The following is a 17,703-nucleotide window of genomic DNA, read 5'->3' on the forward strand; positions in this document are numbered from 1 at the left end:
GGTTGCGGTCCATCAGGGTCTCGTCCTCGCTCTCGGCGATGATCCCCTCGATCAGCTCGTCGCGGGACTCGTCGATGGCCCGCTGGTGCTCCGGGTCGGGATCGCGGACGTCGGCGGGCAACCCGGCGCTGTAGTCGAAGACCCGACGAGTGATCAGGCCGAGCAGGCCCTCGGTGGACACGCCGTCGTCGCCGAGCATCGGCAGGTAGAGCGGCATCACGTTGTCGCCGAAGAGGCGCTGGCAGAGCGCCACCGTCTCGTCGACGTCGGCGCGGGGCTGGTCCAGTCGGGCCACCGCGACCGCGCGGGGCATGTCGACGGCGGCGCACTCCTCCCACAGCGCGACGGTGGCGGCGTCCATGCCGCCCGCCGCCGAGACGACGAAGAGCGCGGCGTCGGCGGCCCGTAGCCCGGCCCGCAGCTCGCCCACGAAGTCGGCGTACCCGGGGGTGTCCAGGAGGTTGACCTTGATGCCGTTGTGCAGCAGTGGTGCGCAGGACAGGCTGACGGAGCGTTGTTGGCGCACGGCGGCGGGGTCGTGGTCGCCGACAGTGGTGCCGTCGACCACGGAGCCGGCCCGGCCGATCGTGCCCGTCGCCGCGAGCAGGGCCTCGACAAGTGTCGTCTTGCCCGCTCCGGAGTGCCCGACGAGCACCACGTTGCGGACCCGCTCGGGCTCGGTCATGACCGGCGTGCCGCCGGTGGAGCCCTTCTCCTGGTTCTTCTGCGCCATCGGGCGCACCTCCCTCAGCCGGTGGTGGGTGGCGACCGCCGCGCGACGGGAAGCGGCCCGGGGCGAGTGCGCGGCGATATCCTCCGGTGGTCTGCTGCACAGCGGGAACGGGACGGGTGGATGGGTGAGCTGGCTCACCCCCTGGCCCGATCTCACACCCGTTGCCGGGTAGGCACAAGCCTCTCGCAGGCGCGTCGGCGGGACCGGCCGTATCGGCGGAGCTGGGCGGACCGTTATCGTGGGGACCGCCATGGCGAAGATCTTCCAAGTGTCGGCCCGCGCGGGGATGACCCGCGTCGTCGAGCCGATTGCCCGTGCCCTTCTGCGCGCGGGCGTCACCCCCAATGCCGTCACCGTCGCGGGCACCGTTGGTGTGCTCGTCGGCGCGCTCGGCTTCGGTGCCCGCGGCCATCTGGTCGCGGGCGCGTTGATTGTCACCCTGTTCGCGCTCACCGACCTGCTCGACGGGACGATGGCCCGGATGAGCGGTGGCTCCACCAGGTTCGGCGCGTTCCTCGATTCGAGCATGGATCGGGTCGCCGACAGCGCCGTCTTCGGCGCTGTCGCGTACTGGCTGGCCACGCAGGACAACTACTCGGGGGTGGCTGCCGCGCTGGTCTGCCTGGCCGCCGGGAGCCTGGTCTCCTACGTGAAGGCCCGCGCCGAGGGTCTCGGCATGACCTGCAACGTGGGTATCGCCGAGCGCACCGAGCGGCTGCTGATCGTCGGCGTCGGCGGAATCCTCACCGGCGTCGGTGTCGATCCGGCGCTGGAGATCGCGCTCTGGCTGCTCGCCGCCGTGTCGATCTTCACGGTGGGGCAGCGGATGGCGCACGTCTACCGCCAGGCCCAGCAGCTCCAGCCGGACGGCCAGGCGTGAGCGGCGCGGTGACGCGGTCCCGGAAGACCGGCGGCCGGGCCGCGTGAACCTCACCGAGCTGGGCTACGTCGCCGGGTGGCGGGTGGTCCGCGCGCTACCCCGGCCGCTGGTCGCTGCGGCGTTCCGGGCGGGCGCGGACCGCGCCCACCGACGCGGCGGCGGGGGTACGGACCGACTGCGCGCGAACCTGCGCCGGGTGGTCGGCCCGGAGCTGCCCGACGCCGAGCTGGACGATCTCGTCAAGCGGGGGCTGCGCTCCTACGCCCGGTACTGGATGGAGGCGTTCCGGCTGCCGTCGTTGAGCCGGACGCAGATCCTGTCCGGCTTCCGGCTCGACGGCGCCGAGATGCTCGCCGCCGACGTGGCCGCGGGCCGGGGCGCCGTGGTGGCGTTGCCGCACGCCGGCAACTGGGACGCCGCGGGGGCCTGGGTGGCGGCCACCGGTTGGCCGCTCACCACGGTCATGGAGCGACTCAAGCCGGAGGGCGTCTACGAGCGTTTCATCGCCTTCCGGGAGAGCGTGGGGATGGAGATCCTGCCGACCCACGGTGGGCCGCGTCCGGCGTTCGAGGTGCTGCTGGACCGGTTGCGTGCCGGTGCGGTGGTGCCGCTGCTGGCCGACCGGGACCTCTCCGCCCGTGGTGTGGAGGTGGACTTCTTCGGCGGGAAGACCCGGATGCCGGCAGGGCCCGCGTTGCTCGCGTTGCACACCGGAGCGCCGCTCTACGTGGCCTCGATGTGGTACGAACCCGACGCGGCCTGCGCGTCGCTCGCCGGCCCGCTGCCGGTGCCGGGGCCCGAGGTGGGGCCCCTGGACGAGCGGGTCCGGTCGCTGACCCAGCTGATCGCCGACCGTCTGGCGGCGGGTATCGCCCGGCATCCGGAAGACTGGCACATGTTGCAGCGGATGTGGCTGGACCAGCGGGCGGCGGGGGACGGCACGGCGCTGCCCTCGTCGGCCTCCGGTCCGGCCTGAGGGCGAGGTGGGCACGGTGGGATGGTGTCCCACGATCACGGACAGGGGGCGCTGACGCATGCGGATCGGCATCGTGTGCCCGTACTCCTTCGACGTCCCCGGCGGTGTGCAGAACCACGTGATGGACCTCGCCGAGGCGTTGATCGCCCTCGGTCACGAGGTCAGCGTGCTCGCCCCGGCCGACGAGGATTCGCCGCTGCCGCCGTACGTGGTGTCCGCCGGCCGTGCCGTGCCGCTGCCGTACAACGGATCGGTGGCCCGGATCGCGTTCGGCCCGGTCTCGACCGCCCGGGTCCGGCGCTGGATCACCAACGGCGACTTCGACGTGCTGCACGTGCACGAGCCGCTCACGTTGAGCCTGTCGTTGCTGGCCGTGCTCTCCGCGCGGGGCCCGGTGGTGGCCACGTTCCACACCGCGATGACCCGTTCCCGGGTGTTGGCGGCGGCGCAGGGTGTCCTCCAGATCGTGTTGGAACGGATCACCGCCCGGATCGCGGTCAGCGCGCTGGCCCGCAAGGTGCAGGTGGAGCACATGGACGGCGGCGCCGTGGAGATCCCCAACGGGGTGGCGGTGGCCAAGTTCGCCGACGCCGAGCCGTTGCCGGGCTGGCCGGGGGATTGGGGCCCGGGTACCGGCGGCACGCTGGGGTTCCTCGGCCGGTTCACCGAGGCGCGCAAGGGCTTCCCGGTGCTGCGTGACGCGTTCGTGGCGCTGGCCGCCACCCGACCCGGGCTGCGGTTGCTCGTCGCCGGCCCCGGTGACCCCGACGACCTGTACGACCAGTTCCCGGCCGATCTGCATGAGCGCGTCACGTTCCTCGGCCTGGTCACCGAACCGGACAAGGCGCGCATGTTGCGGAGCGTCCACCTCTACGTGGCGCCGAACACCGGTGGCGAGTCGTTCGGCATGATCCTCACCGAGGCCCTGGCCGCGGGTACGACGGTTGTCGCCAGCGACCTGGACGCGTTCCGGCGGGTGCTCGACGGTGGGCGCGCCGGTCGGCTCTTTCCCACCGGCGACCCGGTGGGGCTGCGCGACGCGCTGACCGAGCTGTTGGACGACCCCTCCGCGCGGGCGACGTTGACCGCCTGCGGGGATCAGGTCGTGGCGAATTTCGACTGGCCGGTGGTTGCCCGCCGTGTTCTGGAGGTATACGCAGCGGCGATCGAGGCAACCGACGGGCGGGTCATCGACCAGGAATGGGTGGGGCTGGGCTGACCGCTGTGACTGACGGTGTTGCGGTGACCGGTCAACCGGCCCGACCGCACCCAATCGGAGCTGAAACGGAGCAGCACTACGATGCCGCACATGTGGTGGGTGGTGGCCGCGAGCGTGGTCGTAGGGCTGGTCGCGGCGTACCTCATCTGGACGGCCGGTCGGGTCGACAGGTTGCAGGGTCGCGCGGAGCTGGCGGCCCGGGCCCTGGACGCCCACCTGCTGCGCCGGGCGGCCGCGGCCGCGGTGCTGGCTGAGCGGCGTTTCGGCGTCGAGCTGTACGCGGCGGCCCGGATCGCCCTGGACGCCGGCCCGGACGAGCGTGAGGCGGCGGAGAACGACCTGACCCGGCAGTTGCGTGCCGTCCAGTTGGATCCGGACGATCCGGACTGTGGGGCGGTCATCGCGGCCAGTCGCCGCTTGGCGCTGTCCCGGCAGGTGCACACGGATCTGGTCCGGGACGCGCGCTCGGCGCGTAGCCGGCCGCTGGTGCGGTTGTTGCGGATGGGGCGGGGCCGGGAGTGGCCGCGCTACTTCGACATCGACGACCCGACCCTGACGGTGCCCGCCGACGTCCCCGCCACCTGACCGGGAGGTCGCGCACGACCGGTGATCAGGGCCACAGGGCAGGCCACCGGGGGTCTGATTGGCTGTCGGTGCGGCGTTGAACCGCACGTAGCATTTTTGCTGCCACCCCCCAGAGTCCGTCCAAGGAGCGATGACCCGTGCCCGAAAACACCGCCTCGAACACCGGTACCGCCCCCGTCGTCGGCTCGGCCCGCGTGAAGCGTGGCATGGCCGAGATGCTGAAGGGCGGCGTGATCATGGATGTGGTCAACGCCGAGCAGGCCAAGATCGCTGAGGACGCCGGCGCCGTCGCGGTGATGGCCCTGGAGCGGGTGCCCGCCGACATCCGCGCGCAGGGCGGGGTGTCCCGGATGAGTGACCCCGACATGATCGACGGGATCATCGAGGCGGTCTCCATCCCGGTGATGGCCAAGGCCCGCATCGGCCACTTCGTGGAGGCGCAGATCCTCCAGTCGCTCGGCGTGGACTACGTCGACGAGTCCGAGGTGCTGACCCCGGCCGACTACGCGAACCACATCGACAAGTGGGCCTTCACGGTGCCCTTCGTCTGTGGCGCGACCAACCTGGGCGAGGCTCTGCGCCGGATCACCGAGGGTGCGGCCATGATCCGCTCCAAGGGTGAGGCGGGCACCGGTGACGTCTCCAACGCCACCACCCACATGCGCAAGATCCGCCAGGAGATCCGTCGGCTGTCCTCGCTGCCGGCCGACGAGCTGTACGTCGCGGCCAAGGAGCTGCAGGCCCCGTACGAGCTGGTCAAGGAGGTCGCCGAGAGCGGCAAGCTGCCGGTGGTGCTGTTCACCGCCGGTGGGATCGCCACGCCGGCCGACGCCGCGATGATGATGCAGCTCGGTGCGGAGGGTGTCTTCGTCGGCTCGGGCATCTTCAAGGCCGGTAACCCGGCCCAGCGGGCCGCCGCGATCGTCAAGGCCACCACCTTCCACGACGACCCGGACGTGCTGGCGAAGGTCTCCCGTGGTCTCGGCGAGGCCATGGTCGGCATCAACGTCGACGAGATCCCGCAGCCGCACCGCCTGGCCGAGCGGGGCTGGTGACCGGACCCATGGCCGTACCCGTGATCGGTGTTCTCGCGCTTCAGGGGGACGTCCGCGAGCACGTGGCGGCGCTGGCCGCGGCGGGTGCGGACGCCCGCCCGGTGCGTCGTCCGACGGAGCTGGACACGGTCGACGGCCTGGTGATTCCCGGGGGCGAGTCCACCACCATCAGCAAGCTCACCGACATCTTCGAGATGCGCGAGCCGATCGACAAGCGGATCGCCGACGGCATGCCGGTCTACGGTTCCTGCGCCGGCATGATCATGCTGGCCACGGCGGTGCTGGACGGCCGACCCGACCAGCGTGGCTTCGCCGGCATCGACATGACAGTGCGGCGCAACGCGTTCGGTCGGCAGGTCGACTCGTTCGAGGCCCCGGTGGAGATCACCGGGGTGCCGGGGGAGCCGTTCCACGCGGTGTTCATCCGGGCGCCCTGGGTCGAGCGGGTCGGTGCCGGTGTCGAGGTGATCGGCACGGTGACCGGTGGTCCGGCCGCCGACCGGATCGTGGCGGTCCGGCAGGGCAACCTGCTGGCCACCTCGTTCCACCCGGAGTTAACGGGTGACCTGCGGGTGCACGCGTACTTCGTGGACCTGGTGCGGGCCGCCTGAGCGGTCGGGCGGTGCCGCCCTCAGAACGGCGGGCATGTTCTCCGGCCCTGGCTGGTTGTCCTGCGGGTCACCGGCGGCACCCCGGCGGGTGCCGGATGTGACACGCCCGGGTGTGACCTCGGTAAGATTGCCGCGGTTCGGCAGGGCCGTCGCCCGGCGCGGCATTCCCGCGGAGCCGACCGGCCGCCGGACCGCCCGATGCGGCGCGTCGTCGGTGCGGCAGTCGATGCAGGCGTGGAATGACAGACGGAGGTAGAAGATGTCCGGCCACTCAAAGTGGGCGACGACCAAGCACAAGAAGGCCGTCATCGACGCCAAGCGCGGCAAGATGTTCGCCAAGCTGATCAAGAACGTCGAGGTGGCCGCGCGCACCGGTGGCGGCGACCCCTCCGGTAACCCGACTCTCTTCGACGCGATCCAGAAGGCGAAGAAGAGCTCGGTGCCGAACGACAACATCGATCGCGCCGTCAAGCGCGGCTCAGGCCTGGAGGCCGGCGGCGCCGACTGGCAGACGATCATGTACGAGGGGTACGGCCCGAACGGCGTCGCGATGCTGATCGAGTGCCTCACCGACAACCGCAACCGGGCGGCGACCGAGGTGCGCACCGCGCTGACCCGCAACGGCGGCTCGCTGGCCGACGCCGGCTCGGTGTCGTACATGTTCTCCCGCAAGGGCGTGGTGATCGTCCCCAAGGAGGGCACCAGCGAGGACGACGTGATGATGGCCGTCCTCGACGCCGGCGCCGAGGAGGTCAACGACCTCGGTGAGGCGTACGAGGTGGTGTCCGAGCCGACCGACCTGATCGCGGTCCGCACCGCCCTGCAGGACGCCGGCATCGAGTACGAGTCGGCCGAGTCCTCCCTCATCCCCAGCATGAACATTCCGCTGGACGAGGAGGGCGCGCGTAAGGTCTTCAAGCTGATCGACGTGCTGGAAGACTGCGACGACGTGCAGAACGTCTACGCGAACTTCGACGTCAGCGACGACGTGATGGCGGCCGTCGACGCCTGAGGGCGGCAGCCCGCAACGGTAGCCGGCGCCAAACCGCAACGGAGGGGGCCGTCACCGGCCCCCTCCGCCTTGGTACGACCAACCACCCGCCATGATCCACACCAAGTCGGCGACATCGCGGTATCCGAGCCCCGGGATACCCCAACATCGGCGAAAACAGCAAGAACCCGGACGGCGGAGCGCTGACTTTCGGGCAGGCATCGTGGCGGAGCTTCGTCAGCCTGGCAAAGAGAATCGGCACCGCACGCTGATCACCGAGAAGCCCTGACACCCATGAGTGTCAGGGCTTCCGTGCGCCTCGCCGCGATCAACCAGCGGCTTTGACCTACTCCGCCGCAGCCCCTAGCGGGCCAGGCGGTCCAGCAGCTCGCCGAGCAGCGCCTGTTCGCCAGGGGTGAGGTCGCCCGGGTCGTTGCCGACCAGCGCACGCAATGTCAGTGCGGCGCTTGCGCGGCTCGCGGGGGCGTCGGTGGAGGGCGTGTGCAGGACTCCGGCCAGCGCGGCCTCGCGGACGCGTTCGGACAGCCCGAAGTCCGGCTCCGGCTGGCTGATCAAGGTGAGCGTGATGCCGACGTTGGCGGCGAGCACCTGTTCGGCGGCGTCGTCCGCGGGCACCGTGAGCAGGCCCTGGGCGGCGGCGTCGGTGAACCGCTCGCGCAACGCGGCGTGCGCGGGAGCGGTGACCACGCAGGGCTTTCCCGGCTCGACGCGGCCGTAGAGCAGCCCGTAGAACGACGGGTGCTCCAGCCCGAACTGCACGTGTCTGTCCCAGCCCTCGCGTAGGTCGTCGAGCGGGTTGCCAGAGCTCTCGACAGTTGTGTACTGGGTGAAGCCGTGGTTGACCACGGCGTCGATCAGGCCCTGCTTGCTGCCGAAGTGGTGGTACAGCGTGGGGGCCTGTACTCCGGCGCGTTCGCACACCGCCCGAGTGGACACCGTGCCGCCGGCCTGCAACAACTCCGCCGCGGCGAGCAGGAGTCGATCCCGTGCGTTCTGCATGTTTGCTATGGTAGCTCATGTAGCGCTACATTGGCTGATATAGCGAAGGGGGAAGTCCATGAGGACTTGGTTCATCACGGGTGGGACGCCCGGAGGGTTCGGCCTGGTCTACGCGGAGGCTGCCCTGGAGCAGGGCGATCAGGTGGTGGTGACCTCGCGTCGGCCCTCCGAACTGCGAGAGTGGGCTGAATCACACGGCGACCGTGTGCTGGTGCTCCAGCTCGACGTCACCGATGCCGACCAGGTGCGTGCGGCGGTCAAGGCGGCCGAGGAGCGGTTCGGCGGGATCGACGTGCTCGTCAACAGCGCGGGTCGTGGCTGGTACGGCTCGATCGAGGGTGCCCCGGACGAGACGATCCGCCGCACGTTCGACCTCAACCTGTTCGCCGTGGTCGAGATGGTGCGCGCGGTCCTGCCCGGTATGCGGGCACGCGGCAACGGCTGGATCGTGAACATGTCGTCGGTGGCAGGCCTCGTCGGCGCACTGGGGTTTGGCTACTACGCGGCGGCGAAGTTCGCGGTCGAAGGAGTGTCGGAGACACTGCGCCAGGAAGTTGAGCCGTTCGGTGTGCGCGTGCTCGTCGTGGAGCCGGGAGCATTCCGCACCAAGGCCTTCGCCTACTTCCAGAACGAGGACGTCAACGAGATCGTCGACGCCTACGTGCCGATGGTCGAGAGCGTCAAGGCGGCGTTCGTGGACCACGACGGCAAGCAGGCAGGAGACCCCGTCCGCGGAGTGCGGGCCGTGATGAGCGCGATGAACGCACCCGTTCCGCCGAAACGGATCGTGCTCGGCAACTCCGGCTACGACGTTGTCGTCGCGATGCATGAGAACGCACTCGCGGAGCTGCGCGCCAACGAGAAGCTCTCCCGAGGGGCGGACTTCTGACGCACGCCCATACCAGCACGCGCCCGCGTCCTGACAATCAAGAAAACTGGAGAACAGAAATGAACGACATCACTCTGCCCAAGGCCGTCGACACCTTCATCACGGCCACCAACGCGCACGACGCGAACGCGCTGGCCGCGGTCTTCGGCGACGGGGCCACCGTACGCGATGACGGGCAGACCTGGGCCGGCGAGGCCGAGATCCGCGAGTGGATCCAGGGGCACCTGATCAACCCCAAGGTCGTGCTCACGCCGACCTCGTTCGCGGACGACCGGCTGGTGGCCTCCGGGGACGGTGACTTCCCCGGCGGGCCTCTGTCCTTCGCCCTCGTGTTTGATATCAAGGACGACCAGGTCACCGACCTCACGATCGAGCCCGTCTGACTCGTGATCGGCCGGGGCTGCCCGAGGGCTGCTCCGGCCTGAGACCTCGGTGGGGAGAGTGCGGAGGTGACAGTGGTGGCGGACCGGTTCGCGCCCGGCGACACTGTGGTGCGGCGTGAGGTGCTGCGCGGCGAGGTGTGGTTCGCCTGCCCGACGATCTGCGTCGAGGACTCGCCCGACCTGCTCGCGCTCTACCTCCCGCCGGGCGCCGAGTTCGGCTTCCCGGCGGCCGGTGCCTTCCCGTGCGGGAGGCACCCGTGGGAGACCGCCGGGCACCGCTCCTGGTCGGGCCACGGCAAGTTGATGCTGCAACGCCCCGGTGAGGCGCACTCGGTCGACGTGTTCTGGACGGGGCCGGGTCGCGAATTCGCCGGCTGGTACTTCAACCTCCAGGATCCGGTGCGGCGTACCCCGATCGGGGTGGACACCCTGGACCACGAGCTGGACCTGTGGTGGGGTGCGGACGCCGACCGGTACGTCTGGAAGGACGTGGAGTTGTTCGCCCAGCGCCTCGTCGAGGGGCGCTACCCGGGCATGGGTGACGCGATCCAGGCCGAGGGCGACCGGATCGCCGCGCTGCTCGACGCCGGTGAACGGTGGTGGGACCCGGCGTGGGCGACATGGCAGCCTGAGCCGGCCTGGTCCGCGCCGCCGCTGCCGGTCGGTTGGGACCGGGTGCCCCCGGCCCGCTGAGCGGCCCTCGGCTCAGCGGCCCGGCAGTGTGTCGACCAGGAACACCTGGTCCGCTCCGTTGGTGCACGGCTCGGCGAGCGCCTCGGCCGAGACCTCGGTGTCGTCGTCGCGCAGGCCGACGCACAGATCGCCGCCGGCCGGCCGGATGCGGTACGAGGTCGGCGTCGATCCGGTCGACTCGAACCGGAACAGCCGGGACGATTTGGCACTGGAGCAGTCGATCACGGGTTCGAGCATGTTCCGCCCGGGATCCTCGTCCCGGACACTGAGGCACCCCACCCCGTGCGCCGGGTGGTTCCACTTGATGAAGTACACCCCGTCCGACACCGGCTCCAGGTAGGTGTCCGGCGGGGTGGCCTCCGCGCAGGGCCGCTGAACCGCCACCTCGTGCCGGTACTGGCCGGTGCGATCCCGCCCCTCCGTGACACAGAGCTGCGGACTTCGGGCGGGCCGGATCTGGCTCAGCCGAGCGCTCGGCGCGAGCGTCGGGCTGGCACTGACGTCCGATGTGGCCGACGGGCCGGCGCCGCCGTCCGGTGTGGATGCCGGGCCGGCGCTCGCCGAGGTGGTCGATTCGCCGAGCGGTGTCCTTCGCTGCTTGTCATCGGGCCGCTGGATCCAGACACCGACGCCGATCGCGACCAGCAGGGTGCCGACGAGAGGCAGCGCCAGCGGCACGGGCCGCGTGAACCACCGCGAACGGGTCGCGCTCCCGTCCACCACCCCCGGCACCGTGGCCTCGGTGGGCGGGCGGTCGGGCGACGGGTGGTCGGGCGACGGTTGGTCGGGCGCGGTGCGGTCCGTGGACGGCTGGTCGGGCGTGGGCGGCTCCGGTGCGTAGGCACCCACCGCGAGGCGGTGCCGCGCCCGCAGCCACGCCTCGACTTCGTCGCCGGCACCGCAGGCCCGGACGAAGGCGGCCACCACCTCGGGTCGCGGCAGCGTGTTCCGACGGACGATGTCCGCCGCCGTGCTGCGGGCCAGCACGTCACCGACCGCCGCCGCGCGTTGCTCCAACTGGCGGTACGTGAGCCGCGACCGGTCCTTGAGTTGGCGTAGCAGGTCGACGAACTCGGTCGGGTCGGCCGCCTCGTCCGGTCGTAGTTCCCCCGTGGACATCGCCCGATTCTCCCGACCGTGCAGCAGCGGGGGCAAGCCGGGGTCCAGCGACTGTCCGAGATGGTCGGACAAAACCCGGACAGGTGGCCTTGAGCTGCGCGGACACTGCACCGGGGCGGCCAGGCCATTGTTCCGGCCGACGGCCTTCTCTAGCGTCTTCCTCGATGGCCGCGCCGCTGACGGCGTACGGCCCACGGGTTCGGACCGGCACCGGTCCGGACCCGACGACACCGACGACCTGGGGGATTCGATGGATGACGCTGCCCTGGATCTGGCGCCGCAGGCGACCACTGCGGGGGAGTACGTCGCGCTGCTCCGAGACGTCCGTCGGCGCTCCGGCCTGACCTACCGGGAGGTTTCCCGCCGGGCCTCGGCCACCGGACACTGGCTTCCGCCGAGCACGTTGGCCACGATGCTGGGGCGGAGCACCCTGCCCCGGGAACGTACCGTCGTGGCGTTGCTGGCGGCCTGCGGTACGACGGCCGGCGAGGTCGAGCGGTGGTTGACGGTGCGGCGCGACATCGAGGCCCACCTCAGCGAGCGGGACCGCGTCGCGATTCAGGAAACGGGGACCACCACGGCCCCGCCCGCCGACCCAGCCCCGCCGGCGGACCCAGCCCCGCCGGCCGCTCCGGCTCCACCGGCGGACCTGGCCCCGCCTGCCGGACCGGTCCCACCGGAGTTGGTGTCACCCGACGTGCCCCGGACGGCACGTCGACGCCTCCGGCTGGCGGCGGTAGCGCTGCTCGCCGTGCTGACGGTCGGCGCGGCCGGGACGCTGCTACCGCGCGCCAACCCCACGACGGACGACGCGCCGACCGACGACTGCCCGGTCGTCCTGCGCCAGGGCATGTACGGCCCGTGCGTGCAGAGCCTCCAGGAACGGCTGGTGGCGGGCGGACTGTTCGTGCCGGTGGACGGCTGGTTCGGTCCGGACACCACCAGTCGGCTGATCGCCTTTCAGGCACTGGGTGGCCTGCCGGTCAGCGGCACCGCGGACGGCAGGATGCTCGACGAACTGTCGGGCGATGTGGTGGCGGCAAGGTGGCCGGAGGAGCGGGTCGGAAGGTACGTGCGGAAGGCGTTCCCGGAGGATCCGGCGGCAGCGGTGCAGGTGGCGCGGTGCCTGTCCGGGCTCGACCCGTACCGGGTGGAGATCGCCGCGGACGGGTCACGGCGCTGGGGGGTGTTCCAGTTCAGCGATGTGGAGTTGTCCCGCCTCGGCGTCGACCGTCGGACCGCGCTCGATCCGGTGTGGAACGTCCGGGCCGCGCGGGACGTGTGGTCGCGTACCACCAGCTTCGAGCACTGGGACTGCGCCCCGCTGCCGTGACCGAGACGTGCTGCTCCCCGCCCGCCCCCGTAGGCCGGGCGGGGAGCAGCCCGCGTGGGCTACACCGACTGACGACTCACGGTCGCAGGAGGTTGGCGTAGACGTACGCGCCCACCGAGCGTCCGGTGGCGAGTCCGGCGTCCGCGTCGAACCGGTAGTGCACACCGAGGTAGATCCGGCTGAGCGCGTTCTCCTCGGCGGCGTGGTCGAAGCCGGTCATGCGCCGGACCACGCCCTGCGCGTGCGGATCGTCGGTGGTCGCGTCGAAGGCGATCGCGTCGGTGCCGAAGAACCTCTTCATGACGGCGGACCAGGCCCCCGCGAAGGTGGCGTGCCCGGAGATGTAGGCCGGGAAGGCCGGCGTGTACGGGACCCCGGCGCGATCCTGTGACAGCGGCTGCCAACCGACGCCGCCCGCCGCCTCGATGGCGGACACCGGCCGCCACAGGTCGATCGGTGTCTGGTACTTGGCGTCCCAGGCGGCGATGGCGGCGTCGGCGAGCGCCAAGGCGACCAGGCCGAAGAGCCGGGCGTTGGCCAGGATGCCGAGCTGGCGCTGCTCCGACACGATTCGGGTGTGCGCGAACAGCTGACCCGGTGGTTTGTAGGTACCACCCAGGTCGTTGGCCCAGAAGAACGCGATCTGCGTCTGTTCGGGGGTCCGCAGCGACGGCGTCCGACCGCCGTAGTCGCGGATCTCCTGCACCTGCGCGGAGTACTCCGCTCTGCCGAGCAGGTCGGCGTACCCGGTTGCCCCGGCCGGTAGACCGGGGCGGAACTGCCGGCCGGAGGTGAGCGCGAACGGGGTGACCAGGCCCCAGTTCGGGCTGACCGCCGCCTTGCCGTTGGTCGGCCGCCAGGACCCGGGTACGCCGTCCAGCTGGTAGGGCGTGTTGTTGCCGGAGCCGTCGTTGGCGCGGGCCTGAAGGTTGGCGGTGGCCGCCGCCGCGCCGACGGTGTCACCCCGGGCGACCTCGGCGGCGTTCACCCCGGACGGCCGGAGCGCCACGGCACCGGCGAGAGCCTGGGAGTAGGACTGACCCTGCCCGCCGTAGAGGGCGGTCAGCACGTCGTACGCGGCCCGGTCGATGGCCGCGTGCAGGGACGGCGCCACGACGTTGTCCATGGTGCCGGGGTAGCTGACCGGCACTCGTACCCGATAGGGGCTGCCGACGCCGGTGACCGAGACGGCGGCGTCGTGCATCGCCGCGTGCAGGATGGCGGCCTCGCGGGACGAGGTGGTGGGTGGCAGGTCCAGAGCCTTGTACGTGGCCAGGAGGACGCCGTTCCAGTACAGGATCGGGTCGGTGGCCGGGTCGACGGCCAGCGGGGTGAGCGAGATGTTGTCCAACCGGACCGTCGAGGCGGCCTGGCCACCGAAGTGGAACAGGAGTACCGCCTTCGGGTCACCGAACGGGGACACGAAGTCGAAGGTGAACCGGCGCATCGTCGGGGTGAGCGCGACGCTCTGGTCGACGGCGGAGGTGAAGGGCGTGTCCGCCCGGGAGACCGAGACGCGTAGCGAGCGGCTGACGTCGGCGGTGGCGTCGAACTGCAACCGGTACCGTTGCGCCGCCGTCACGCCGAACTCGAAGTGGCCGACCAGGTCCTCCCAGACGGGCTTGCCGACCGTCGCGCTGGTGCGGACGCGCAGTTGCCCGGCGTTGACAGTCGTGCTGGTCGAGGCGAGCCGGGTCCACCAGGGCTGGGTGCTGCCGTTGTCGAACGTGCCGTTGAGGATGAGGTCACCCGAGACGGCGGCGGCCGGCGTGGGCCGGACGAGGGCGGCGAGGGTGCTGGCGAGGACGACGGCGAGCACCGCGCTGAGGAGACGACGGAGGTGCCGTGGGTCGATCGGTGGGGACATCGAGAGCCTTTCCGGTCCGAAAACCGGCGACGACCAGGTCGTTGCCGTGAGGATCGGCTCACCGTAGGAGCGTTCGCCCTGTTCGCAGCCGCCGAACAGTATTCGGACCGGTGCCGTTCGGCAGCGGGCGCCGGTGTCCGACCAGGACACCGGCGCCCGCGCGCGAACCGTCGGCTCAGCCGATCGTCTCCCGCTCCCGCCAGGCGGTACGCAGGGAGGTCCGGCCGTTGGTGCGCAGGAGCGAACCCTCGTACACCCGGGCACCGGCGACCAGGAACGCGCCGGCGGCGAGCACCAGGATGACCAGCGAGACGAACGGTTCCCAGCCGGCCGCGTCGCCGGTGAACAGCCGCAGCGGCATGGCCGTGGGCGACGAGAACGGCAGGTAGGACAGCACCCGCATCGCGGTGTCGTTGTCGTTCAGGAAGATCACCGCGAAGAACGGCAGCATGACGGCGAGCTGCACCGGCGTCGACACCGCGGCGATGTCCTCCTGCCGGTTGGCCAGTGCGCCGGCCGCCGCCCACATCGCCGCGAGCAGCACGAAACCGATCACGAAGAACGGCACGAACCAGCCGATCGCCGGGGCGAGCAGGCCGAGCAGGCCGCCACTGTCGCCGATCTGCATGCCGATCACCGCCACCACGGCGATGAGCGCGATCTGCGCGAACGCCAGGATGGCGCCGGCCACCACTTTTCCGGCCAGCAGGGCCCGGACCGGCACGGCGGCGACCAGGATCTCCACGATCCGGGTCTGCTTCTCCTCGGTGACGCTCTGCGCGATCTGCAGGCCGAAGGTCTGTGAGGTGATGAAGAAGACGAACGCGAAGACGAACGGCACCAGGAACGCCACCACCGGGTCGACCGCGTCCGGGTCGAGCAACTGCACGGGCGGCGAGCTGCTCAGCGCCTGGACCACATCGGTGGGTGACTCGTCCATCGCGAGCACCTTCGGGCCGGAGACCACAGCCGCGTCCACGTCACCGTCGCGGACGGCCTGCTCGGCGGCCCGGTCGTCGGCCACGACCTGGACGTCGAGTCCGGCGTCGCGCAGCGGGCCGGCGGCCTCCTGGGTGACGGCCACGCTGTCCGGGCCGCCGGAGAGCAGCGGCGGCAGGATGGTGCCGGCCGCGGCGATCAGCAGGAAGAACAGGGTGCCGAACAGGAACGTCCGGTCGCGGAGCTTGACCCGGATCTCGCGTTCGGCGACCAACCGGGTGGCCTGGGTGACATTCACTGGGTGACCTCTCGGAAGATCTCGGTGAGCGAGGGGCTGACCGGGCGGAAGGCGCGGACCGGGCCGCGGGCGAGGGCTGCCTGCAACACCTGTTGCTCGTCGGCGCCGGCGGGCAGGTCGAAGACCACCCGCGGGCCGTCCAACTCGACCACCGTCACCCCGGGGTGGTCGCGGACCCAGCCGGCGTCGCTCGCCACCACCAGCTCGAAGCGCGGCATCGTGTACGAGTCGCGTAGCTGCTGTCGGCTGCCAGCGGCCCGGATCACCCCGGCTCCGATGATCACCAGGTCGTCGCAGAGGCGTTCCACGACGTCGAGTTGGTGGCTGGAGAAGAGCACCGGCGCTCCGGCCGAGGCCCGTTCCCGCAGCACGGTGACGACGGTGTCGACGGCCAGCGGGTCGAGGCCGGAGAACGGTTCGTCGAGCACCAGCACCTCGGGGTCGTGCACCAGCGCGGCGGCGATCTGGGCGCGTTGCTGGTTGCCCAGCGACAGCGTCTCCAGCAGGTCGTCACCGCGTTCACCGAGCCCGACCCGTTCCAGCAGGGTGTCGGTGGACCGTCGTGCCGCGGCTGCGTCCAGACCGTGCAGCCGGCCGAGGTAGGTCACCTGCTCCCGGGTGGTCATCTTCGGGTAGAGGCCCCGCTCCTCCGGCATGTAGCCGAAGCGTCGACGGTCCTGCCGGGTCAGCTTCGTACCGCCCCAGCTCACCTCGCCGGCGTCGGGAGAGAGCACACCCAGGATGATCCGCATGGTGGTGGTCTTGCCGGCGCCGTTGGCGCCCACGAAGCCGGTCATCCGTCCGGCGGTCACCTCGAAGGACACGTTCTTGAGCACCTGCCGGTCGCCGAAACTGCGGTCGACACCGTCGAGGCGGAGCGTTCTGGTCACGGACCCACGCTAGATCGAATACGCCGGCCCGCCGTCCGTCCGGCGGCTGAGCGGGCGGTCCGCCTCGCGGCGGACGGCGGTCAGCCCCCGGGTCGGACCACCCCGTTCTCGTAGGCGAACACCACCGCCTGCACGCGGTCGCGCAGGCCGAGTTTGGCCAGCACCCGGCTCACGTGCGTCTTCACCGTCGCCTCGCCCAGGTGGATGGTCGCGGCGATCTCCGCGTTGCTCGATCCGGCGGCGAGCAGCACCAGCACCTCGCGTTCCCGTGGCGTCAGCTCGGCCAGCGCGGCGTCGGCGTCCGGGCCTCGGTGGGCGGTACCCGTCGGGTCACCGGGGCGGGCGAACGTGGAGATCACCCGCCGGGTGATCTCCGGGGCGAGCAGGCCGTCACCCCGGGCCAGCACGCGGATCGCCTCGACCAGTTCCTCCGGCGTGCCGTTCTTGAGCAGGAAGCCACTGGCCCCGGCCCGCAGCGCGGCGAACAGGTAGTCGTCGCGGTCGAACGTCGTGAGGATGAGCACCGCGGGCGCAGCGGGCCCGTCGGCGGTGATCTGCCGGGTGGCCTCCAGGCCGTCCATCCCGGGCATCTCCACATCCATGAGTACGACGTCGGGGCTGGTGGCCCGGGTCATGCTGACGGCGCGTTCGCCGTCGGCGGCCTCGCCGACCACCTCGATGTCGTCCTCCACCTCGAGGATGACCCGGAAGCCGGTGCGGACGAGGTGCTGGTCGTCGGCGAGAAGAACCCGAACCGTCTGATCGGCGGTGCTCATGCCCTGCCCTCCCCGTCGGCGACCAGGAGTCGCTCGTCGCCCGGCTGATGCCGCGTGCCCGCCGCCGAGGCCAGCGGGAAGCGGGCGCGTACCCGCCAACCGCCGCCGGCGCGCGGCCCGGCCTCCAGGTCGCCGTCGTGGGCGGTGACCCGTTCGCGCATCCCGATCAGCCCCAGACCCTGGGTGTTGGTCCGGCCGCCGGCCCGTCCGTCGTCGGTCACGTCGACCTCCACCTCCCGGGCCAGATACCGGACCCGTACGTCCAACAGGTCCGCCCCGGCGTGCTTCAGGGTGTTGGTGACCGCCTCCTGCGTCACCCGGTAGGCCGCCTGCGAGACCGACTCGGGCAACGCGACAGCGTCGCCGTACACCCCGAGGGTTGCCGTCAGGCCGGCGACGCGGGCCCGCTCGACCAGCTCGCCGATCCGCTCGACGCCGCCAGCGGC

At 71.3% G+C, this 17,703-nt stretch carries 20 protein-coding genes; 12 read left to right on the forward strand and 8 right to left on the reverse strand.

Features of this window, described 5'->3' with window-relative positions:
- Positions 1-733 (reverse strand): GTP-binding protein (locus ACWCO3_RS16680; RefSeq protein ID WP_450010748.1); only part of this gene is annotated, 733 nt, incomplete at its 3' end.
- A 250-nt stretch (positions 734-983) separates the two neighbouring features.
- Between ACWCO3_RS16680 and pgsA the strand changes: the two genes are divergently transcribed.
- The 8 genes from pgsA to ACWCO3_RS16720 all read left to right on the forward strand — a co-directional run bounded on the left by pgsA (position 984) and on the right by ACWCO3_RS16720 (position 7,322).
- The gene (gene pgsA / locus ACWCO3_RS16685) at positions 984-1,613 is read left to right on the forward strand and encodes a phosphatidylinositol phosphate synthase (RefSeq protein ID WP_145783942.1); all 630 of its coding nucleotides are present in this window, start codon (positions 984-986) and stop codon (positions 1,611-1,613) included.
- 43 nt (positions 1,614-1,656) lie between these two features.
- Positions 1,657-2,589: a phosphatidylinositol mannoside acyltransferase gene (locus tag ACWCO3_RS16690; protein WP_358163724.1), complete on the forward strand. Its 933-nt coding sequence runs from the start codon at positions 1,657-1,659 to the stop codon at positions 2,587-2,589.
- 58 nt (positions 2,590-2,647) lie between these two features.
- On the forward strand, positions 2,648-3,808 hold the full coding sequence (locus ACWCO3_RS16695) for a glycosyltransferase family 4 protein (protein WP_145783939.1): 1,161 nt from the start codon (positions 2,648-2,650) through the stop codon (positions 3,806-3,808).
- An 81-nt stretch (positions 3,809-3,889) separates the two neighbouring features.
- Complete coding sequence (locus ACWCO3_RS16700) at positions 3,890-4,393, forward strand: hypothetical protein (protein WP_145783937.1); 504 nt, start codon at positions 3,890-3,892, stop codon at positions 4,391-4,393.
- A gap of 137 nt (positions 4,394-4,530) precedes the next feature.
- Entirely contained in the window at positions 4,531-5,448 is a 918-nt protein-coding gene (gene pdxS, locus ACWCO3_RS16705; protein WP_145783934.1) for a pyridoxal 5'-phosphate synthase lyase subunit PdxS, read from the forward strand.
- An 8-nt stretch (positions 5,449-5,456) separates the two neighbouring features.
- Entirely contained in the window at positions 5,457-6,059 is a 603-nt protein-coding gene (gene pdxT, locus ACWCO3_RS16710; protein WP_145785762.1) for a pyridoxal 5'-phosphate synthase glutaminase subunit PdxT, read from the forward strand.
- Positions 6,060-6,318: 259 nt separating this feature from the next.
- Positions 6,319-7,071, forward strand: coding sequence for a YebC/PmpR family DNA-binding transcriptional regulator (locus tag ACWCO3_RS16715; protein ID WP_145783932.1), 753 nt, complete (start codon positions 6,319-6,321; stop codon positions 7,069-7,071).
- 146 nt (positions 7,072-7,217) lie between these two features.
- Positions 7,218-7,322, forward strand: coding sequence for a DUF397 domain-containing protein (locus ACWCO3_RS16720; protein WP_357932593.1), 105 nt, complete (start codon positions 7,218-7,220; stop codon positions 7,320-7,322).
- Between the two features lie 91 nt (positions 7,323-7,413).
- Here ACWCO3_RS16720 and ACWCO3_RS16725 read toward each other — a convergent pair whose 3' ends face one another.
- Positions 7,414-8,070: a TetR/AcrR family transcriptional regulator gene (locus tag ACWCO3_RS16725; protein WP_450010751.1), complete on the reverse strand. Its 657-nt coding sequence runs from the start codon at positions 8,068-8,070 to the stop codon at positions 7,414-7,416.
- A 58-nt stretch (positions 8,071-8,128) separates the two neighbouring features.
- On the opposite strand from ACWCO3_RS16725, the gene ACWCO3_RS16730 reads away from it, so the two are divergent.
- The 3 genes from ACWCO3_RS16730 (at position 8,129) to ACWCO3_RS16740 (ending at position 10,035) form a co-directional block, all read left to right on the forward strand.
- Positions 8,129-8,959: an SDR family NAD(P)-dependent oxidoreductase gene (locus ACWCO3_RS16730; protein WP_145783927.1), complete on the forward strand. Its 831-nt coding sequence runs from the start codon at positions 8,129-8,131 to the stop codon at positions 8,957-8,959.
- A gap of 59 nt (positions 8,960-9,018) precedes the next feature.
- Complete coding sequence (locus tag ACWCO3_RS16735) at positions 9,019-9,342, forward strand: nuclear transport factor 2 family protein (RefSeq protein ID WP_145783925.1); 324 nt, start codon at positions 9,019-9,021, stop codon at positions 9,340-9,342.
- 66 nt (positions 9,343-9,408) lie between these two features.
- Entirely contained in the window at positions 9,409-10,035 is a 627-nt protein-coding gene (locus tag ACWCO3_RS16740; protein ID WP_450010753.1) for a DUF402 domain-containing protein, read from the forward strand.
- A gap of 12 nt (positions 10,036-10,047) precedes the next feature.
- Here ACWCO3_RS16740 and ACWCO3_RS16745 read toward each other — a convergent pair whose 3' ends face one another.
- On the reverse strand, positions 10,048-11,154 hold the full coding sequence (locus ACWCO3_RS16745; protein WP_357932443.1) for an RICIN domain-containing protein: 1,107 nt from the start codon (positions 11,152-11,154) through the stop codon (positions 10,048-10,050).
- A 250-nt stretch (positions 11,155-11,404) separates the two neighbouring features.
- Between ACWCO3_RS16745 and ACWCO3_RS16750 the strand changes: the two genes are divergently transcribed.
- The gene (locus tag ACWCO3_RS16750; RefSeq protein ID WP_450010755.1) at positions 11,405-12,487 is read left to right on the forward strand and encodes a peptidoglycan-binding protein; all 1,083 of its coding nucleotides are present in this window, start codon (positions 11,405-11,407) and stop codon (positions 12,485-12,487) included.
- 76 nt (positions 12,488-12,563) lie between these two features.
- On the opposite strand, the gene ACWCO3_RS16755 is transcribed toward ACWCO3_RS16750, so the two are convergent.
- The 5 genes from ACWCO3_RS16755 to ACWCO3_RS16775 all read right to left on the reverse strand — a co-directional run.
- Positions 12,564-14,354, reverse strand: coding sequence for a carbohydrate binding domain-containing protein (locus ACWCO3_RS16755; protein ID WP_145783918.1), 1,791 nt, complete (start codon positions 14,352-14,354; stop codon positions 12,564-12,566).
- Positions 14,355-14,529: 175 nt separating this feature from the next.
- On the reverse strand, positions 14,530-15,591 hold the full coding sequence (locus tag ACWCO3_RS16760; RefSeq protein WP_450010757.1) for an ABC transporter permease: 1,062 nt from the start codon (positions 15,589-15,591) through the stop codon (positions 14,530-14,532).
- Positions 15,588-16,481: an ABC transporter ATP-binding protein gene (locus ACWCO3_RS16765; protein WP_357932454.1), complete on the reverse strand. Its 894-nt coding sequence runs from the start codon at positions 16,479-16,481 to the stop codon at positions 15,588-15,590. Before ACWCO3_RS16765 ends, ACWCO3_RS16760 begins: the two co-directional genes overlap by 4 nt.
- Before the next feature lie 80 nt (positions 16,482-16,561).
- Positions 16,562-17,257, reverse strand: coding sequence for a response regulator (locus ACWCO3_RS16770; protein ID WP_145783912.1), 696 nt, complete (start codon positions 17,255-17,257; stop codon positions 16,562-16,564).
- Positions 17,254-17,703, reverse strand: a 450-nt coding sequence (locus ACWCO3_RS16775) for a sensor histidine kinase (protein ID WP_450010760.1), incomplete at its 5' end; no start/stop codon positions are given. The genes ACWCO3_RS16770 and ACWCO3_RS16775, both read right to left, overlap by 4 nt.

It is taken from the genome of Micromonospora sp. NPDC002411 (genome assembly GCF_053592955.1).